This is a genomic window from Panacibacter ginsenosidivorans (genome assembly GCF_007971225.1).
In the GTDB taxonomy this organism is placed as follows: domain Bacteria; phylum Bacteroidota; class Bacteroidia; order Chitinophagales; family Chitinophagaceae; genus Panacibacter; species Panacibacter ginsenosidivorans.
This window is the reverse complement of sequence record NZ_CP042435.1, coordinates 4750562-4770524: the sequence shown is the minus strand read 5'-3', so window position 1 is coordinate 4770524 and position 19963 is coordinate 4750562. Positions and strand designations below refer to the sequence as shown.

15 protein-coding genes are annotated in these 19963 nt (G+C 37.6%); 6 read left to right on the top strand and 9 right to left on the bottom strand.

Annotation, left to right across the window (positions count from 1 at the left end; translation table 11 throughout):
• Window positions 1–241: 241 nt before the first annotated feature.
• Together FRZ67_RS20275 and FRZ67_RS20270 are read right to left on the bottom strand one after the other, a co-directional pair.
• A complete protein-coding gene (locus tag FRZ67_RS20275) occupies window positions 242–1219 on the bottom strand; it encodes a GSCFA domain-containing protein (protein WP_147192401.1) in 978 nt (325 codons plus the stop codon).
• Window positions 1219–2082, bottom strand: coding sequence for a hydroxymethylglutaryl-CoA lyase (locus FRZ67_RS20270; protein ID WP_147192400.1), 864 nt, complete (start codon window positions 2080–2082; stop codon window positions 1219–1221). The genes FRZ67_RS20275 and FRZ67_RS20270 overlap by 1 nt, the downstream gene beginning before the upstream one ends.
• Before the next feature lie 272 nt (window positions 2083–2354).
• On the opposite strand from FRZ67_RS20270, the gene FRZ67_RS20265 reads away from it, so the two are divergent.
• The gene (locus FRZ67_RS20265) at window positions 2355–3116 is read left to right on the top strand and encodes a hypothetical protein (RefSeq protein WP_147192399.1); all 762 of its coding nucleotides are present in this window, start codon (window positions 2355–2357) and stop codon (window positions 3114–3116) included.
• A 183-nt stretch (window positions 3117–3299) separates the two neighbouring features.
• Here the strand turns inward: FRZ67_RS20265 and rlmB are convergent, their stop codons facing one another.
• Window positions 3300–4046 carry a 23S rRNA (guanosine(2251)-2'-O)-methyltransferase RlmB gene (gene rlmB / locus FRZ67_RS20260; RefSeq protein ID WP_147192398.1) on the bottom strand — a complete coding sequence of 249 codons (747 nt, stop codon included), beginning with the start codon at window positions 4044–4046 and terminating at the stop codon, window positions 3300–3302.
• A gap of 69 nt (window positions 4047–4115) precedes the next feature.
• Window positions 4116–5324: a T9SS type A sorting domain-containing protein gene (locus tag FRZ67_RS20255; protein WP_147192397.1), complete on the bottom strand. Its 1209-nt coding sequence runs from the start codon at window positions 5322–5324 to the stop codon at window positions 4116–4118.
• Window positions 5325–5633: 309 nt separating this feature from the next.
• On the opposite strand from FRZ67_RS20255, the gene FRZ67_RS20250 reads away from it, so the two are divergent.
• Entirely contained in the window at window positions 5634–6836 is a 1203-nt protein-coding gene (locus FRZ67_RS20250; RefSeq protein WP_147192396.1) for a pyridoxal phosphate-dependent aminotransferase, read from the top strand.
• Window positions 6837–6988: 152 nt separating this feature from the next.
• Here the strand turns inward: FRZ67_RS20250 and FRZ67_RS20245 are convergent, their stop codons facing one another.
• The 3 genes from FRZ67_RS20245 to FRZ67_RS20235 form a co-directional block, all read right to left on the bottom strand.
• Complete coding sequence (locus FRZ67_RS20245) at window positions 6989–8320, bottom strand: caspase family protein (protein ID WP_147192395.1); 1332 nt, start codon at window positions 8318–8320, stop codon at window positions 6989–6991.
• Between the two features lie 254 nt (window positions 8321–8574).
• The gene (locus tag FRZ67_RS20240; protein WP_147192394.1) at window positions 8575–8796 is read right to left on the bottom strand and encodes a hypothetical protein; all 222 of its coding nucleotides are present in this window, start codon (window positions 8794–8796) and stop codon (window positions 8575–8577) included.
• Window positions 8797–9089: 293 nt separating this feature from the next.
• A complete protein-coding gene (locus FRZ67_RS20235) occupies window positions 9090–10214 on the bottom strand; it encodes a glycoside hydrolase family 43 protein (RefSeq protein ID WP_147192393.1) in 1125 nt (374 codons plus the stop codon).
• 252 nt (window positions 10215–10466) lie between these two features.
• Here FRZ67_RS20235 and FRZ67_RS20230 point away from each other — a divergent pair, with 252 nt between their 5' ends.
• The 4 genes from FRZ67_RS20230 (at window position 10467) to FRZ67_RS20215 (ending at window position 18118) form a co-directional block, all read left to right on the top strand.
• Entirely contained in the window at window positions 10467–10913 is a 447-nt protein-coding gene (locus FRZ67_RS20230; RefSeq protein ID WP_147192392.1) for a c-type cytochrome, read from the top strand.
• A 4-nt stretch (window positions 10914–10917) separates the two neighbouring features.
• Window positions 10918–12012: a hypothetical protein gene (locus FRZ67_RS20225; RefSeq protein WP_147192391.1), complete on the top strand. Its 1095-nt coding sequence runs from the start codon at window positions 10918–10920 to the stop codon at window positions 12010–12012.
• Window positions 12013–12028: 16 nt separating this feature from the next.
• Entirely contained in the window at window positions 12029–12301 is a 273-nt protein-coding gene (locus FRZ67_RS20220; RefSeq protein WP_147192390.1) for a c-type cytochrome, read from the top strand.
• A 426-nt stretch (window positions 12302–12727) separates the two neighbouring features.
• Window positions 12728–18118, top strand: a complete 5391-nt coding sequence (locus FRZ67_RS20215; RefSeq protein WP_147192389.1) for a DUF7379 domain-containing protein — start codon at window positions 12728–12730, stop codon at window positions 18116–18118.
• A gap of 206 nt (window positions 18119–18324) precedes the next feature.
• On the opposite strand, the gene FRZ67_RS20210 is transcribed toward FRZ67_RS20215, so the two are convergent.
• Together FRZ67_RS20210 and FRZ67_RS20205 are read right to left on the bottom strand one after the other, a co-directional pair.
• Window positions 18325–19017, bottom strand: a complete 693-nt coding sequence (locus FRZ67_RS20210; RefSeq protein WP_147192388.1) for a sulfite oxidase-like oxidoreductase — start codon at window positions 19015–19017, stop codon at window positions 18325–18327.
• A gap of 46 nt (window positions 19018–19063) precedes the next feature.
• Entirely contained in the window at window positions 19064–19894 is an 831-nt protein-coding gene (locus FRZ67_RS20205) for an MBL fold metallo-hydrolase (protein WP_147192387.1), read from the bottom strand.
• Between the last annotated feature and the right edge of the window lie 69 nt (window positions 19895–19963).

The following is a 19963-nucleotide window of genomic DNA, read 5'->3' as shown; positions in this document are numbered from 1 at the left end:
CAGTTCTATTTTTATGAACTAAGCTGCAAAGCTTTGTGCATCTATAGTTGCGTCGCACACTTGTACTGTTTAACATTATTGAACAGGTTTACACATTTAAATGTTTCAAAGTTCAAAGGCTTTTTGTTGCTTATCAAACTTGTAAACATGCAAACCTGCATACTGCTGAAACTATTTCTTTAGTACAAGAGTGCGACGCAACGAAAGCTTAATAATTATTCTTTGGACCGGCTCAAAAAAATTACTGTGCAGAAAAAAACTGCAACTCTTTATTAAAATCAAGAAAAGGATATTGTTGCTGCAATTGTGTTGTTTTCTCTAGATGAGTCAAAAGAAACTGTTTATGCTGATGCGATTGTGCATTAAACGGTTTATGATTAGATGCAATGACGATCTTTTTTATTTCTTCTGAAAGTTTTTTTGCGTTGTCATCAAAACAATATTCTGAAAATTTTTCCAGCACAAATTGCGTGGCCGCATAGTTAGGGTGTGCAAGGTCTATATCATAAAAACGATAATCACGCAATACATCTATTAACAACTCGTACGACGGGAAATAATAAAGTTTATCAAATTTATTTACAAGATGATGCACAGCTTCTATCAATCTTGCCTTGCTGCGGTTATTCTCCACAACTCCATCACGCAAATGACGAACAGGACTAATAGTGAAAATAATTTTCAGTGCCTTATTAAAATGAAAAAGCTGATGAATAGTGCCATCAAGGGCCGTAACAGTTTCTTCAATTGTACAAAGATGTTTGATGAACATCTGTGAAGGGGCTTTGTGACAGTTAGCCACATGCATTGATGTGTTCACAAGTTTATAACTGAACGAAGATCCTAATGTAATTATTAGCCAGTTGGCTTCCTTTATAAAATCATGTGCTGAAGTCTGTGATGCATTTATCAATCGCAGACATTCCGGTTTATCCGGGTTAGAAAATCTGCTGTGATGGTGCCAGCTATGCCAACTTTCATTAAGGTAAAAAAGATCATTTTCCGTATACTGTTTATTGTGTATGTACGAAACAAGACTGTTACAAACACTTAACGGATCAAACAAAATACCATTTGGATTTTGCAGCACATTAAATTTTACATCCATAAGATAATTACCGATATGCTCGGTAAAACAGGAGCCTGTGAGCAATAATTTATCTGTATAAGTTATTGGTGGTTGTAATTGTTTAATATTTATATCAGCTAATAACTTCATTATACAAATATTTTATTGGCAAGTTGTAAACAATACTGTAAGGCATCATTATTTAAACCGGCAAGTAAATGTTGCTGTTCAAAAAAAGAAATCATTAATTCTGTAGGCATATTACCTACAAGATCGTCCTGCGCCATAGGGCAACCACCAATGCCTTTTAAGGCTCCGTCAAATCTTTTGCAACCTGCATCAACTGCTGCCTGTAATTTATTGCAAATATTTAAGGGAGCAGAATGCAGGTGTACGCCAAATTCTATGTCTTTGTAAAGCGGGATCAAAACATTTAATGCTGCGCTTATTTGTTGTGGCGTGGCAACACCCACTGTATCTGCAAGAGAGATGATCTTTACATCAAGCTTTGCGATTTCAGCAGCCCAATGCGTTAAAATACTTTCGTTGTAAACATCACCGTATGGGTTTCCAAAGCCCATACTTAAATAAATAACCAGCTGCTTTTTATTTTTAATACAGAGGTTTTGTATCTCTTCTACCCTGCTGAAGCTTTCTTCAATAGTACTATTCGTATTGCGGAGTTGGAATGTTGGTGAAATAGAAAAAGGAAAGCCCAGATAATCAATTGCATCAAATAAAACAGCTTCTTCCGCACCACGCATATTAGCAACAATAGCGAGAAGCTTTGTTTTGCTGCTTCTCAATTGCAAACCGTTCAATACTTCTTTTGTGTCTGCCATTTGAGGAATAGCTTTTGGAGAAACAAAACTGCCAAAATCAATGGTATCAAAGCCAACATTGAGTAATGCATTTATATAAGCGACCTTTTGTTGCGTTGGAATAAAATGCAGCCAGCCTTGCATGGCATCCCGTGGACACTCAACCAGTTTTATATACTTTACATCCTGCATAGGGTTGTAAAAATAACATGCTTTGATGTGTTTAGATAAAATAGCACAGGAAAGTTTGAAATCCTTGAATTTAATAATGGTAAGATTTGCGTTTGCAACAATTACTAAGCTTATTCAATTTGCATTTTACCATATAAAAGGCTAAAAAAATTCTTTAATAATTGTTTTTCGCAAAACACATGGCTATACATGCAGTATTCAATTAGCTATCAGCTTTGCACGGTTCTACTTTTATACCATCAATCAATTCTGTCAGCTTAAAACTTACAATTATGAAGAAGATATTCAATTCCCGCACTATTATAGCATGCATCTTATTAATATTAGCCAGCTCAAAAGTAAACGCACAAAAAAATTACGCAAGTATAGAAACCGGTTATTTCTTCGGTGGACCCTCAAAACAAATTGCAAATGAGTTTAAAAAAAATGGTTTTGGAGATTTGAGTATTTTCAACCTGGAATTCTATGGTATTGTAATTGACAGCAAAACTTACTATCCAATGATTTCCAGCGGCAGCAATATAAAAGGTCGTATCAGGTATGGGCGGGAATTAACAAAAAATACAACACTTGAAATAAATGTAAGTCTTCTTCATAAAGGTGAAGTTAAAGGTTACGATAATGCGAATATTGAAGAAGACCATTACATAAACTTCAGCAGTCGGGTAACTGCCCTTTCTGCTACATATATACTTAATAATACAAAGAAAAACTCAGGTATTGGTATCGGCCCGGTAATGGCATTGTATAAACTTGATATAACCCAACGTTCATCATCTAATGATATATACAATTATACTTCAAATACCTCATCGATTAGCCATACACATATACAGCCAGGCCTTACAGTAACGGGTCTGTGGCGTTTCGTAAATAAGCCTGTATATTTTATGGATTTGAGATCCGATTTCATTATGTTTTCTCCCGTTAAGGCCAGCGCAGTTTCTGGTAAAGAGACCAACTTTGATTTTCCTTCTGTTAAAATAAATAATTTTTATAGCAGCATAACTGTTTCGGCAGGAATCAAATTTTAATAAACGAACTGGCAATACATTATAAGCCCGGCTTTTATTACCAATGAGACTTTCGTTGCGTCGCACTCTTGTACGTTTTGTTCATTGCTGAGCCAGGAAAAAAAGCACAAGTGAGTGACACAACAATGCTTAAAGTAATTCAAAATCTTAGTATAATACTTACAAAATAAGAAGCTAAAAAATCTATTTACCTCCACGCTGCTTCATTGTCTCATATAAAATAATCCCCGCCGCTACAGATACATTAAATGAATCAAACCCACCCTTCATAGGTATTGTGAAATGTTCGTCTGCAGCCTTGCTCATGTAAGGCTGTACGCCTTTCTCCTCGTTACCCATAATAATGCAGCAAGGGTCTGTAAGGTCTATCTCAAAGATTTTCTTTGCTGCTTTCATTTCACTCGTAAAAACTTTTATGCCATTAAGATGTAACGTATCAACAGCTTTTAGCAAACTGTTTACGCGACATATTTGTATACGCTCCAGTGCACCTGCGCTGCTCTTCATAGCGTCTTCATTCATTGCACCAACACCTTTGTCCGGAACAATGATTGCCTGCGCTCCACAGCAAACCGCGCTTCTTGCAATGGCGCCAATATTTCTTACATCAGTTATGCCATCCAGCATGATAAATAAAATAGTTTCACCTTTTTCATTTATCCAGTCTATCACCTGCTGCAGATCCTGGTAAACCACACTTGATTTATACGCTATAACACCCTGATGCTGCACATTGGTTAAACTATTCAGTTTTTCATTGGGAACATATTGTACCGGCACATTCAATTCTTTGGCAAGCTTTCTTATCTCCTGTATACTATCGCCCGATGCGTTTTTAAACATTATTATTTTATCAATGGTTTGTCCGTTTTTCAATGCCTCAGTTACAGGATTGCGACCGGCAATAATATTCTTCTTTGATTGAAACATAAGTATGCGAAAATATAAAGTCCCGCCGAATTGGCGGGACTTTATCTATCTTAACCTATAGAAAACAAATTAGTAAACAACGACCTTACCTGAATAAGTTACTTTGCCTGTACCATCGCTCACTTTTATAATATATACTCCACTACGTACAGAAGCCGGTAAAGTAATTTGTGTAATTGATTTTGCGCTTACATTGATAACTTTTGTAAGTACACTACCACCTGAAACAGTGCTAAGCTGAATGGTTTGTGTAGCTGTAGATACTTTATCAAAAGCAACCTGGAAACTTCTGGTGATAACAGGATTCGGATATACACTCACTGCACTATTGCCGGTAACATTCACAGCAGGATTAACCTTTGCATCTGAAACATCTTCATAAGCAAGATGCCCGCTGGCAAGGTCAGATGCGTTATATACATCATTGCCTTTTTTTGGAACCGCACTTGCCTGCAATGTAGAAAGATCAACACTATAATAGTTATCTGTTCTTGTAGCACTACTTACAACTACTTTGCCTTTATCATCAACAGCTGCACCATTGATTGTATAATCAGCAGGCATATTATCAATGGCCCCTATATAATCTGCAACCATAGTCTGCGGATTTATTTTAAATACGTTTTTTTTCATGCTGATAACATACAGATTACCCATTGCATCAGCGATCATATCGCCACCCCAGCTTGTACAAAGATTACGAATAGAAATATTTTCATTATCCTCGCCATCTTTTACAGAACCAAGATCAGAGATTGTTATTTTGCTGCCTGAAGTAAACCGTATAAGGTGGTTAGCATCATTGGTTAATGCATAACCATAGCCATCAGCGCCAAAACACATTCTTGTAATTACATCTGCTTCACTTTTTTCTTCAAATGATTTTAAAGCCGTATTACCAACATAATAAACTGCATTGGTTCCTTTGCTCAGATCAAAATATCTGAGCTCATTACTATGCATCGGTGTAAAGAATAAACGATTGGTTTTTGAATCATATGCTGTAGCTGCCACCAATGTTTCTGTTGGTGCTGTAGCTGCTCCGTTAACGCGTGTTCCACTCATAGCGTCCAGAATTGCAGGTTTATCTTTGGGAGAATAAATACTTCTCAGTTCTAAACCAGTTGATAGATCAATCTGCCTTACTGTTGACCAGGTGATGTCTCCTTTTGTAGATCCGGTAACGGCAAACGCGTTACTTTTCTGAGCTGTAGAATCGCCGGCGTAAGTAAGACAAAACGCACTAAGTAAGCTTGGGATTAGGTAAAACGTTCTCATAGTTTAATAGTTTTCAGGTGCAATGTAAAAGAATTAGCAGTGCTAATTTACACTATGTGGTAATAATTTCGAAATTTTTTCGTTTAAAGCCGCTTTTTGTAGACTTTTTAAGCTGTATCAGCAAAATATAATCTGGAACGAAAAATTGAATTCAGGCTCCCGATTTTGGATTCGATGGATTAATAGCAGAAAGATGGGGTGTGCGACTCAATGGGTGACTTCAAAAGCAGAAATGCCCGGCTAAAAAATCCTTCAATCACTACACTTACATTCGTTGGCAATTTTAAAGCTTTCCTGTAGGTTTGCTCTATGTCAAATTTATCCATCAGCCACCGCGGACAATTAATGCCTCCTTCGCCCATAAGAAAACTTGTTCCTTATGCAGAAGCGGCGAAAAAAAGAGGCATTAAAGTATATCATTTGAATATTGGCCAGCCTGATATTGAAACGCCTAAAGCGGTGCTGGATGCAGTGCGTCATTCTGAATTTAAAATACTTGAATACAGTCATAGCGCAGGAAATGAAAGCTACCGTCGCAAATTGGTAGATTATTATAAATCTGTTGGAATTACGGTTGATCATAATCAAATTATTATTACAACAGGAGGGTCAGAAGCTATCTTGTTTGGATTTATGGCATGCCTTGATCCCGGTGATGAAGTAATTATACCGGAACCTTTTTACGCCAACTATAACGGCTTTGCAGTAGCTGCAGGTGTAAATGTGGTGCCTATTACTTCATACATTGAAACAGGCTTTGCGCTTCCTCCAATTGCTGATGTGGAAAAAGCCATCACATCCAAAACAAAAGCAATTGTTATTTGCAATCCCAATAATCCTACTGGCTACTTGTATAGTGAACAGGAGCTGCAAACACTAAAAGAAATCATTCTTAAACATGATCTTTATCTTTTCTCTGACGAGGCATACAGAGAGTTTTGCTATGAAGGCAGGCATTTCAGTGCTATGCAGTTGGAAGGTGTAAATGATAATGTGGTAATGATGGACACCATTAGTAAACGCTACAGTTGCTGCGGTGGACGTATTGGTGCATTGGTTACACGTAACAAAGCACTGCTTGATGCAGTAATGAAATTTGCGCAGGCAAGACTTAGCCCTCCTGGTTTTGGACAAATTGCCGGCGAAGCTGCACTCGATCTTCCACCTGATTATTTTGATGACACAAAAGCTGAATATAAATCCCGTCGCGATCTTATTGTAAAACGACTGAATAAAATGCCGAATGTAGTTTGCCCCAATCCCGGCGGCGCATTTTATGCTATTGCAAAACTGCCGATTGATGATGCAGACAAATTCTGTCAATGGCTGCTCGAAGATTTTTCTTATCAAAATAAAACCGTAATGCTGGCACCTGCCACCGGTTTCTATGGCACGGCTGGTTTGGGAAAACAGGAAGTACGTCTTGCTTATGTACTAAACCTTGATGCCATTAATGCTGCTATGGATTGTTTGGAAAAAGCATTAGAAGTTTATCCCGGAAGAAAAGTTTAGCAAGGTTTTTTTTGAGCCATAGTTCCTGTTACCTATTGGCTTTTGTTGCGTCGCACTCTTGTACGGTTTATTTTTCAGTCGACAGTTTTACCGAACGTACAAGTGAGTGACACAACAGCTGATGATAGCAGTAATACAGCTCGTCTAAAAAACTACCACATTTTGTAAACAGGATGTTGCACACATCTGCCCCTGGTGCCATCAGGATTATTGCAAAGTGTATTGGTTGCTTTCTTAACAGTCTGTGTTTGTGCCTCATCAATAAGTGACTTCCATGATACGCCTGTAAACTCATGTGTTGGGCTTAGAAAATTCAGGAGCGATGTACGAAAATTGAAAGTAAAAAAACCCCCATAGCTGTTATTGCCTGCAGACATTTCTCCTTTTTTTGCAGCAGTCATCAAAATAGCTACAGGTGCAGTTGGTAGAAAAAGTTGTAAACAATTATTCAAACTCCAGCCAAGCGAAGAACTTCTTGTAAGCGCAACTTCACCACTTACGGCAGCAGGTGTTTCTGGCAATGTATTGCAGCAATCGCTCATTACAAGTGAAACCCTGGCCCCCTTCTGTTTTATAAGGTTGTAAACTTCTTCTATGTTAATAGAATTTTCATTCAAGCCCTGGAAAGATTTTGCTCTCAGTTCCATATATGGGTACTGGTATTGATCATTCTTACTGAACCCATGCCCCGAGTAATAAAAGATCACAATATCCTGTGGCGCAGGTTTGAGGGCTGTAACTGCATCCTGCACATTTTGTTTATTGTAATCGTTACCAAAAATAGTTTTCACATCCAGCTTTATACCCATGAATTCAGCAAGGTCTGTAAAGATTTTCAGGGTTCTGTCTTTATCAAGCATGCAGGTAGTACCAATATCGGGGTCGTTGGTGTTGGCCACTATTATTACATGCAGTGTAATTGCTTTTTCATCATTGGTCAATTGCCTTGTGGTTGTTTCAAAAAGACCTTTATAAAAAGGTTCGTCTTTAAAAAAATACTGAGATACAAAATCTTCTGTAAGGTCTTCTGCAGAAAGCAGCCTGACATCAGTAAAGTCGCCTTCACTAATACTGTCATTATCATCTACAGAGTAAACTTTTAGCGGATCGTAATAATCACCATCTTCCTTCTTTTCGAACACATAAATATCAGGGTCATACCCCTCGGTTGTATCACCTGAAATAATTACGGGATTTATTCCGGTGAAGTAAAGAAGGCTGCTATCTGTAACGCCGGTCTTACCATCTATATCGTAGCTCTCCTCCATATCCATATCAACCAGGTATTTTTCGCCTGTAGAAGGTTCGGCATAATTAACACGGATATATCCGGTACCATCATCATAGCGCACCATAAAAGCATTATAGTACTCCAGTCCTTTCTCTCCTTTAAATGTGTATTTGAATTCGTAGAGCGATTGTGCATGCAGGCTGCAGAAAGCTATACATGCAAAGAAAAAAATAAGATATATTTTACGGGGCATGGAAATAGTATTTTGTACAGCAGTTACACCCTAAATATACTTTTTAAATTGATGAAAAGAAATTTTGTTTAAAAAACAATAGTCTTAAAAAATGCTACAGCATCTTCTTACATTCAAATAATGCAGACATACAAGATTCCATTAACTGTAACAGAAGTTTCCGTGCAAATAGAGGAAAGAGACGGCAATAACATTGCCCCCCGCTAATAATCCCGTATATTATTGCGGCGCATTTACGCTAATTACAACAGATCTTAGTTAGGAGACTTAACCGGCCTTGTAGAAGCTGAATCTAATACAGTGGTATCTGCTGGCATAGCACCACTGCTGTCAACAGCCGGTGCAGCCTGCACGGTTGTTGAATCTGCAGCCGCCTTGTTGTCACTGCCACCAGAACAACTTGTAAATACAAATATGGAGACAACTAAAAAGAAAAGCACTGCACTAAATGTTGAAACGGATCTTTGATTAAGCATATAGCGTGGTTTATATTGTAATGTTACAAAATAATAGTTGTATAGAATTCATTTCATCTTTTTCTTTCTTAATTTGGCTTTAAAGCATGTTGCGATTGTTTGGTACTGGCTATAGTATCTCATAGCATCTTCGTTGCGTCGCAATCACTTTATCGGCATATCAATTGGCATCTTTTTAGAAGCGCTGTATAAATAAATAAACCACACATTGCCGCATACAGAATCTGCAGTATAAGTGAGTGACACAACAGGCGATGATAGCAGTAACACAGCTTACTTAAAAAGATTTCTTATTACTTTGTATAAGCATCAATTGTTATAATACTACCATCAGGCCTATACTTTAGTTCAGTTACTTTTATATTTCTGAGATGTGTTTTACCAGACAACTGTGTATCATGATAAAACAAATACCATTTGTTATTGAATTCAACAATTGACTGATGATTCGTCCAGCCCTGCACGGGATTTAGTACAACACCCTGATATGTAAACGGGCCATATGGACTGGCGCCGGTAGCGTAACAAATAAAGTGCGTGTCACCGGTTGAATAAGTAAAATAATATTTGCCATTGTATTTGTATATCCATGATGCTTCGAAGAATCTCTTGTCGTGATCTTTTGCCTGCAATGGTTTACCATCTTTATCCAATATAACAACGTCTTTTACTTTCTCATCAAAATGAAGCATGTCTTTGCTTAAGCGGGCAACTTTTGCTGTTAGAGCAGGCATATCACCCGAAGGTTCATCTTTAGCTGTTGAATCATATTTGCCTGTTTGCCATCTTTGCAATTGTCCGCCCCATATACCGCCGAAGTACATGTAAAAATTTCCGTCATCATCTTTAAAAACTGCAGGGTCAATGCTAAAACTCCCTTCTATAGGTTTGGGTTCTGCTTTAAATGGGCCGGCGGGGTTTGTGCTTGTTGCAACACCTATCCGGAAAATATCTGTTTTATCTTTTACAGGAAAATACAAATAATATTTTCCGTTGCTATAAGCTGCATCAGGCGCCCAGAGCTGCCGTCCGGCCCATGGAATATCTTTTATATCAAGTGCCACACCGTGATCTGTTATTTTTCCATTGATGCTGTCTAAAGAAAGTATGTGATAGTCGCGCATAGCAAAATGATCGCCTTTATCATTCTCGGGAATGCCGGCATCAATATCATGCGAAGGATAAATATAAATTTTACCATCAAATACATGTGCTGAAGGATCGGCTGTATAAATATCACTGATAAGTGGTTGTGATATTGGTTTGAGCTTATTCGCGTCGGTGTCTTTGTTAACTGATATAGTATCTTCTTTTTCAATATTTGAATTGCTGCTGTTGTCACAGGCATTTAAAATAATTGAAGTTAGTAATGCAATAAATAAAATGTGTTGAAAACGCAGGCTGTTCATTTTTCTCATAGCAGGTATTTCATCCAAAAATAATAAGAGTATTCAATAAATTTTTATTACATATTATATAACCGGGGATTTCTCTGCCCATAAAAACCCAAAGCCTGTTAAAACAGACTGACCCATACTTCTATCTCAACTTTAAAACATACACTGTTTAGATGAATAATTACATGACGTTAATCATAAAACATCTGTTGCAACATCATCTTTTCCCTTTTAGGGTCACAGTAGCTTTACTCCGCAACAATACAAAATCAAATGAAAAAAAGAAACCGTATCCCTTCTGCTAACACTGCTGCAATAAATATCTGCATAATCCTTATTACAATTGTTTTATTGTTCATAAACAATAATGCAACTGCACAAAGTTCAAAATGGATTGCCCCCAAGGACGCAGATAATGTAAAAAATCCTGTAACTGCAAATGCAGCCTCTCTTAAGGAAGGAAAAACGCTCTATACTTCGTATTGTGTTCCCTGCCATGGAGAGAAAGGTAAAGGTGATGGAGTTGCCGCTGCTGCATTATCTGTAAAGCCTGCTGATCATTCTTCAGCATATGTACAAAATCAGACAGACGGTGCATTATTCTGGGAATTGTCAGAAGGTCATAATCCAATGCCATCTTATAAAACTGCTTTTAACGAAGCACAAAGATGGGAGTTGATCAACTACATCAGGACACTTGCAAAAACTCAAAAAAAATAATGCGATGAAAAAGAAAATCTTAATCATAATCAGTTTGTTTGCAGGCATAGCTTTACATGCACAAACAAATAAATCTGCGGGCAGCAATAAATTTTTAGTAACAGGCAATGCGGAAGCAAAATATACTGCAACGCAGGGAGAGTCTGGCTTTGGCGATGTGAACTTCAAACCAATTTTTCTCTGGAAAATATCCGATAAACTTTTTGTAGAAGCTGAAGTTGAAATAGAAACAGGCGATGGCGCCGCAGATCTTGGTCTTGAATATGCGAACATGTGCTACATCGTAAACCCATATCTTATTTTACATGCAGGCCGTTTTCTTCCAAAATTTGGCGCCTACCGTGGTAAAATGGGAGAAGCTTTTATCAATAAATTTTCCAACGATCCAACAGGCTTTGGCGATGGTGGTATAGGAACCATGAATGAAACAGGTGTTGGCGCAGAAGGTGCATTACCCTTTGGTGATATAAAAGTGAACTATGATTTTTATATTTCAAACGGGCCTCAGTTACTTACCGATCCTGAAAATTCCGGCCAGTTTGAATATGAAGCATACACTACAAACAACTCATCAACTGCTGTTGGCGGCCGCGTTTCTATTTTGCCCCTTGCAAATTCAAGCCTGGAAATTGGTTATTCCTTTCTTGATAAATCAAAAACAGGCGAAGCAGGTTCTGGCTATGAAAATACGGGCGTTAAAATGGAAGCGGTTGATGTAAATTACTTTCACAATATCCCCGGCATTAAAAGCACCATCAGGTTTGTGGGTGAATTAAAACATCAGAAAGTTGACGATGCCACTTACACAAAAGATGATGAAACCACTTACACATTTACCAATGCGCCTACATCCTATTATGCAAGTGCAAGTATCAGGCCTTCACTTGTTGATAATAAGTTTTTGAGAAACCTGGAACTCGCAGGCCGTTATTCGTTCTTTAATCGTCCAAATGATGCGCCGTGGGGTGGCAGTAACATCACGCAGTATGAATTAGCACTTGATTACTGGGTGCATTGGAATAGCCTTGTAAAATTCTGTTACCTCAAACAGAAAGACAATCCTTCGGTATTTGATGCACAGGTAGTATTTGGTTTCTAATCTTAAAATAAAATTTATGAAAAAGTCAATCATCATATCATTCATCATATTTATAACTGCAATATTCAGCATTGCAATGAGCAGTTGCTCTGTATCAAAAAAAGTTGCGGATAAATCAGGTGCACAATTATGGGCAGAAAATTGTAACCGCTGTCATAATGCACCTGGCCCCGGTGAATTTAATAACGACAACTGGGAAATCGTGGGCATGCATATGCAGGTACGTGCAAACCTTACGCAAACCGATATAACAAAAGTTATCGATTTTCTAAAGAGTGCAAACAACTGATTTATGTGCCAGGCATTGCAATAATATCAGCTTATGTTGCGTCGCACTCTTGTATGGTTAGATCCCTGCTGAACTCTTAATACAACACTCTTATAATTCTATAAGAGCCGGGCATCATTAATTATAATGATACCCGGCTCTTTTTTGTTTATACTTACCTGTTAAGCCGCACAAAAAAACAAATTGTACAAGTGTGCGACGCAACTAAAGCTTAATAGCAGTAATAGAGTTTGGTTCAAAATATAAATACTCCAGGTCATTTATTTGATCATACAAATTCATGCTTTGTTTCTTCATTAAAATCATTACATTAGTATTGTCAGTTGCTATATACCCCAACCATTGAGCTCCAATCATCCTCCAATAACTATTAAAAGTTTGTGTGTAATAAGAAAAGAAATTAACCAATACAGAAACCATTTTCATATGAGCATCAATAAAATTATCATCCGGGGTAAAGAAGCCGCGCAACCCGCTGGCAGTAATTCGCGTGGAGTAAATTTTAATATTCCGGTTGAAACATCATTAGAACATATTGCAACTTATGAGCTTAGTGGCACTACAAGGGATGATGTACCTATGCACACAATTGACCTTAACGACAAGTTGCTGGAATTTAGATTTGATGATGGTACCACATGGATGTGCGATGCTGCAACATTACATGAATTGTATCCCGAAGCAGAAAACCTGCAGCGGGATGGCGGAGGATTTGTAATACCGGCTACTTTAAATAATGTTTCAACCGAAAGAGGGATTATTGGAACTATAGTTGCAAAATTTATCAGCATATTCACTAAAAAAGCAATTAATAAAGGCATAGGAGGACTGGCAGGCAAGCTGGAAGAAAAACATCTTACAGAAAAAAAAGACGACCAGATAATTTCAAGAGAAGGCCTTAATTTTTTAAAAAGAGATTTTTCATTTCAAAAAGTTGATGAGAAAAGCAAATTTGATACAGACAGACCATTCTTTCTTTTTATACACGGTACCAATTCAGACACAAAAGGAGCCTATGGTGATCTGCAGGAGGCAGATGTATGGAATTATATTCATGACAGCTACAAAGAAAATGTACTGGCATTTGAACACCGCACATTAACACAAAGTCCCTTGCAGAATGCAGTTGATCTTTCAAAAAAATTACCCGGTGGCGCCGAACTGCATATCATAAGCCATTCGAGAGGCGGCCTTATTGGAGATATACTTTGCCGTTATAGCAGGGATGAAAAAGACAGAACTACTGGATTTTCGGGCGCCAATATAGAACTTCTTACAAAAGAAAAAAGAGACAGCGACATTGAATGTATAAAAGCACTCAATGAAATTTATAGCAAGAAAAAAATAAAAGTAAAAAAGTTTATCAGGGTTGCTTGTCCTGCAGCGGGTACTAAGCTTGCATCTAAAAGAATGGACCAGATATTCAATGTGCTATATAATTTGCTTGGTCGCGAAGCAAATGAAATTGCAGTCATACTAAAAGAACTGATAGCTGAAACCTTACAAACAAAAGAGAATATAAAGGTGTTGCCAGGTATAGAAGCCATGGGGCCTGAATCTCCTTTTATAAAAGTTTTAAATGATCGTGCCGGAGATATTGAAATAGACGGAAGTTCGCTTGCCATCATTTCAGGTAATGGTAAACTTAGCTTAAGTTTCAGAGGTCTTTTTATAATTCTGGGGAAGCTTTTTTACATGCAGCGGAATGATCTGGTGGTTAATACAGACTCTATGTACCTCGGTGCAAAACGTAAAGATGATGTACAGTATTTTTTTGATGAAGGAAAAACAGTTGATCACATAACCTATTTTAAAAACAACAAAACCCGAGATGCAATATTACTGGCTTTAAAAACACCTGATGGCAAAGGCATTCCGGGTTTTACAACAAAAAATCAGTTTGATATTCCCGCAAGTGACAGAGGTATTTTGCCTTCGATAGAGCACGGAGCACTGGTAACAAAAGATAAAATTCCAACAGGCGAAAAACCCATAGCGATATTACTGCCAGGCATTATGGGCTCTAATCTTTCTCTGAAAGACGATAAAATCTGGCTTGCTTATTTGCATACGATCAAAGGTGGCCTTAGATATCTTGCATACACCTCTGACTCAAATATCACTGCTACATCATTAATAGAAACATCTTATGGCAGACTTGCAAATAATCTTTCCCAAACTTATGAAGTGATCATTTATCCTTTTGACTGGCGCAAACCTCTAAAAGAATGTGCGGCTGATTTTAATGACACGATTATTAAACTGCTAAAACTCAGGCAGCCTATAAAAATCATTGGTCATTCTATGGGCGGTGTACTGGTTCGTGATTTTATTATATACCATAATGAAACATGGCTACAACTCAACGCCTCAAAAGATTTCAGGTTATTGTTTCTCGGCTCACCATTAGGTGGTTCATACAGAATACCTGCTGTTTTATTTGGTAATGATGCCATTATTAATTCATTAAACCTGCTAGACAGGGTGCACACAAAAAAAGAACTCATCAACATATTCGTAAACTTTCCGGGTATATTGAGTTTGCTGCCTTTAACAACCGGTACAAACGAACGCGAAGAAAATATAGACTTTGCAGATGTTGCCACCTGGGAAAAAATGAGAGATTCGCTGGATGATAGCGCTTGGCCCATCCCCACAAAAGCAGATCTTGCTGATTTTAGAGACTACAGGGAAGCTATTAACAGCAAAAAAGAGCAGATAGATTATTCCAATATGGTGTATATAGCAGGAAAAGATAAATATACCCCATGTGATTATTTTAACGACAACCTTCTTCCCGGCAGAGAACTGGTATTTCTTTACACAGGAGAAGGGGATCAAAGTGTAACATGGAAAAGTGGAATTCCACAAAAGATGATTGATGCAAAAGCAGTGTATTATGTAAATGCAACACATGGTGCCCTTGCCAATGAGCCCACTATATTTCCTGGAATACTGGAAATATTGGAGAAAGGGCATACTTCTTTACTCAACAAAACACAACCCTCCATAAGGGGCGAGGAGAAATTATTCCGCATGCCTGATTTGTACAATTTCGACCTCTCCGAAAGAGGCATCGAAAATGCTGTATTCGGCATAACGGAAAGCAATGAGCAGTTGGTTAGTCAAATACCATTATCAATTTCAGTAAGTCATGGCGATCTGGCTTACGCTACGTTTCCTGTGCTGGCCGGGCATTTTCTCAACGATGGTATTTTATATGCAGAAAAGGTAATTGATAAAGCTATGAATGGTACACTTACAGCAAGGCATACATTAGGTATATACCCGGGAGCGATTGGCACCAGTGCCGCATTAGCTGGTACCACAAAAGAGAGTGATTTCCCCGGGACGATAATTGTTGGCCTTGGCGAGCCTGGAACACTTACAGCATTTCTACTTTCTCAAACAGTGGAGCAGGCCATATCAAAATATTTGCTTGATATAAAAAATCAGCCGGATACAGATAAAGAGATCGGTATATCTGCATTGATCATTGGTTGTGGTTATGGTGGCCTTACTGTGGAAAGTTCGATTAAAGCAATTATTGAGGGTGTAAATAATGCTAATGATAAAGTTGCAGAGCTTTACAAAAATAATATAAGGACAGTTCAATATATTGAATTCATTGAACTGTATGAGGATAAAGCCTTAAACTGTATGTATGCATTAAGAAAAATAGAAAGCAAGGAAAACAACAATTATAATATCCGGATCGGGAATAAAAAGTTCAAAATCCTGTTCGGCTCAAAAAAAAGAATGCCTGCAGATTTTATGGAAGAATGGTGGCGCAGGTTTACTATCAAATCCAAAACCATAAAAGAAGGCTCAAATGAAATATCATCTCTTGTATTCAACGTATCAACAGGCGATGCAAGAGAAGAAGAAAAAGAATTATTTAGCAGCACACCCCTTATTGATCTTTTTATAGAGCAGATATCAACACAGAATTCATGGACGCCCTGTTATGCAAAAACATTGTTTGAGCTTATGATACCAAATGATTTTAAAGATCAGCTAAAGAAAAAAGGTAGCATTAGCTGGATACTAGAAAAAGAAACAGCCGCATACCCATGGGAACTATTACAGGATAACAGCACAAATGCTAAACCGCTTTGTGTAAATGCAGGAATGATAAGACAGCTATCAACAAAAGAATACCGTTCCAATATTAATCGTGTAACAAATGATAAAGCTTTAATAGTAGCCGACCCTATACTCGATGGCTTTATAACACAACTTAACGGAGCAAAGACTGAAGGAGAACTTGTAGATGTTGTATTGGAAAAAAATGGCTACGACAAAAAAACACTTATTAACAAAAATGCTGCAGAAATAGCAGAGGCTCTTTTTTGTAATGAATATAAGATCGTTCATCTTGCAGGCCATGGTCTTTATAATCCTGATACGCCTGGAAAATCAGGAATGGTAATAGGCAAAGAAATTTTCCTTACACCATTCGATATTGAACAAATGGAAACGGTACCCGAACTCGTGTTCATAAATTGCTGCCATCTTGGAAAAATAGAACCCGGGCAGGAAAAATTTTTCTCTAATAAATATAAACTGGCTGCAAACCTTGGCACACAACTTATACAAATGGGCGTAAAAGCAGTGATAGCAGCAGGGTGGGCTGTAAATGATGATGCAGCACATGAATTTGCAGAAGCATTTTACGCACGCATGTTCTCGGGCTGCAATTTTGGCGATGCCGTAAAAGAAGCACGAGCTATTATATATGAAAGGTACCACAACACTAACAATACATGGGGCGCTTATCAATGCTACGGCGATCCATTTTACAGGCTAATAAACCGCACTTCTTCAAATACTAATACGGGCAAGCAATATGTAATGGCAGAAGAAGTAGAAATAGACCTTAATAACTTAAAAAACGATCTTGATACAAAGAATTACACTTGCAAAGGCGCGCTTGATGAACTTAAAAAAATAAAAGAAGCTAAAGATATTGCAGAGATCAATGATACAGATACTTCACAGATAGAAGCAATGATATACTATGAATTGGGCGAATATAGCAAAGCAGTTGATGCGTTTACTGATCTAAAAGATAAAGAGAAAGCGACTTTCACCGTAGCTGCCCTGGAAATATATTGCAATGTAAGGTGCAAAAAATATGTTGAGGATTTTAAAGCAGGTGGAGATATACAGGCATTGATAAATAAAATTGATACGGTTATTTCAGAATTAAAAATGTTGCTTAATATTAAATCTACTGCAGAAAGGAATAATCTTTTGGGAAGCTCTTACAAAAGAAAAGGTCTTCTACAAGCTAATGTTGAAGATAAAAAAAACAGCTACAAACAGGCAGAACTTTTTTATTATGAAGCGTATAAAAATAACAACGATAAAAAATATGCTTTCAAAAACTGGGCTGCTTTAAAATGGCTGCTGGCTCTTTCAGATGAACAAAAAGAAGACAAACAAGGCTTATCTTACAATGAAAAATTAATTCAGGACTGGACAAAAGAATTAGAACAAAACAAAACGGCATTAAAACAACTTTATCTCAATATGGATTATTGGGAGCTTATTGAAGATGCTACGATAGATCTTACTTTTCTTTTGATTGATCCCGACAAAGCTAAAGACGATGCTAACTGGAAAAAGCTGGAAAATAAATATAAAAACATCTGGAAAAAACAGGGCTCCAGGGGAAAGAAAAAAGCTGAAATAGAAACCCTGGAAATACTCGCAGACGTCGCAGCACTCAGTACAAATGATCAGGGGGTGCTTTTAAAAAACAAACTCGCCGAATTAAAAGAAAACCTGGAAATAGAAATTGCAGATCAATAAGTGCATTTGCTTTTATTTACCCAACAATAGTTTTTCATGGCATCAACTGTTGCGTCGCACACTTGTACTTAAGGGTCGTGAATAGTGTTCATCAATCGTCAATAAAAACTTTACCCGATTTACGATTGACGAATAAAGTTTCGAACGTACAAGTGAGTGACACAACGATGTTCAATAGATATTTTGGGGCTTGTTAAAAAATATTTTCAACTATATCTGTCATTTCTCCATGGATAGGCAGTATTGGAGTAACCTCTCTCTTCCCAGAATCCTAATTTATTTTTTGTCAAAAATTCTATCCTGCTTATCCACTTCGACCCTTTCCAGGCATACAACTGTGGTGTTATCATGCGCACAGGGCCACCATGTTCTTTTGGTAATGGTTTATCTTCTACGGTGTGCACCAATAATACATCTGGTTTCAACGCTTCTTCCAGCGAAACATTGGTGGTGTAATCATCGTAACCATAGCACATAATATGCGTAGCCGTTTCTTTTGGTTGCACCAATGCCGCAAGATCAAGCAACCGAACGCCGTTCCAATTGATATTTAATTTTGACCATGTAGTAACACAATGAAAATCAGAAGTGTCATTTGTTTGAGGCAAAGCCATAAAGTCTTCCCATGTTAATGTGGTTGGGTGTTCTACTGCACCATCAATAATCAGTCGCCATTCTTTTAAAGAAATATCAGGTTCAATACCAAGATCAAGTACGGGCCATTTATGTGTGATGGTTTGCCCAACAGGCAACACAGGCATACCATGCCGGTTAACATCGCCTTTGCCCATTGGTTTATTATCTGCAACAGAAGGTGTTTGTTTTATTTTTTCTTCAAAACGGGCTTTCAGTTTCATGCGTGCCTCAACGATGCGTTGTAATTTATCGGGTGCTTCCATAATGTTGAATAAGCATTTAAGTAAGAAGAAAAATATCTATCCTGCATTAAAACAGAGCAAGCTGCTGAGAATGTTTATTGTTTTTATTTTTTGGTACAGCATTGTTAATTGAACCCTTTACTTCATATACCTGTGTTTCTTCATAACGGCTTGCAACAATAATTTTTGTAGCACCTGCATGCGGCGCAAATAAATTTTCTACTATTTCGGGTTTGTTATTATTTTTTGAAAGATGCGATAAAATCAGGTGACTCATAAAAGATGGCCTGTGTGTAAGAAACAAATTAAGGGCCTGCGTATTGGATAAATGCCCGTTGCCACCACTAATGCGCTTCTTTAAATGATACGGATAACTGCCTGTTGCCAGCATTGTTTCATCATAATTTGATTCGAGAAATGCAGCATGACATTGTTTAAAATGATGAATTACCTGTTCGCATGTAATCCCAATATCTGTAATCACAGCAACTTTTACCGCATTACTTTCTACAACAAAACTATGCGGGTCATCGGCATCATGAAATTTTGTAAAAGCTTTGACCGAAAGATTTCCAACCATTGTAGGTTTATTTGCACTAAAAGGAACGATCAAATGCTTTGCAATACTCAGCCTGCAGTGTCGTAACGTTTCTGCTGTAATATAAACCGGTAATTTATGTTTATTTGAAATGGTGCTGATGCCATTGATATGATCGGTATGCTCATGCGATACAAAAACGGCTTTTACTTTTTCGATCATTAACCCAAGGCGCTTCATACGCTTCTCAGTTTCCCTGCACGATATGCCTGCATCAATTAATACAGCTTCATTATCGTTACCTACATAGTAACAATTTCCATTACTGCCTGAATTTAATGATGCAATAAACAATGACATAGTGTAAAAATATAAATGCTGCTTGAAAATTTATCAGTACAAGTGTGCGACGCAACAGGCGATGCAATA

Bases quoted from the DNA above. Each gene is read 5' to 3' on its own strand.
- FRZ67_RS20275 (WP_147192401.1), bottom strand. From the start codon at position 1,219: ATGAAGTTATTAGCTGATATAAATATTAAACAATTACAACCACCAATA.
- FRZ67_RS20270 (WP_147192400.1), bottom strand. From the start codon at position 2,082: ATGCAGGATGTAAAGTATATAAAACTGGTTGAGTGTCCACGGGATGCC.
- FRZ67_RS20265 (WP_147192399.1), top strand. From the start codon at position 2,355: ATGAAGAAGATATTCAATTCCCGCACTATTATAGCATGCATCTTATTA.
- rlmB (WP_147192398.1), bottom strand. From the start codon at position 4,046: ATGTTTCAATCAAAGAAGAATATTATTGCCGGTCGCAATCCTGTAACT.
- FRZ67_RS20255 (WP_147192397.1), bottom strand. From the start codon at position 5,324: ATGAGAACGTTTTACCTAATCCCAAGCTTACTTAGTGCGTTTTGTCTT.
- FRZ67_RS20250 (WP_147192396.1), top strand. From the start codon at position 5,634: ATGTCAAATTTATCCATCAGCCACCGCGGACAATTAATGCCTCCTTCG.
- FRZ67_RS20245 (WP_147192395.1), bottom strand. From the start codon at position 8,320: ATGCCCCGTAAAATATATCTTATTTTTTTCTTTGCATGTATAGCTTTC.
- FRZ67_RS20240 (WP_147192394.1), bottom strand. From the start codon at position 8,796: ATGCTTAATCAAAGATCCGTTTCAACATTTAGTGCAGTGCTTTTCTTT.
- FRZ67_RS20235 (WP_147192393.1), bottom strand. From the start codon at position 10,214: ATGAGAAAAATGAACAGCCTGCGTTTTCAACACATTTTATTTATTGCA.
- FRZ67_RS20230 (WP_147192392.1), top strand. From the start codon at position 10,467: ATGAAAAAAAGAAACCGTATCCCTTCTGCTAACACTGCTGCAATAAAT.
- FRZ67_RS20225 (WP_147192391.1), top strand. From the start codon at position 10,918: ATGAAAAAGAAAATCTTAATCATAATCAGTTTGTTTGCAGGCATAGCT.
- FRZ67_RS20220 (WP_147192390.1), top strand. From the start codon at position 12,029: ATGAAAAAGTCAATCATCATATCATTCATCATATTTATAACTGCAATA.
- FRZ67_RS20215 (WP_147192389.1), top strand. From the start codon at position 12,728: ATGAGCATCAATAAAATTATCATCCGGGGTAAAGAAGCCGCGCAACCC.
- FRZ67_RS20210 (WP_147192388.1), bottom strand. From the start codon at position 19,017: ATGGAAGCACCCGATAAATTACAACGCATCGTTGAGGCACGCATGAAA.
- FRZ67_RS20205 (WP_147192387.1), bottom strand. From the start codon at position 19,894: ATGTCATTGTTTATTGCATCATTAAATTCAGGCAGTAATGGAAATTGT.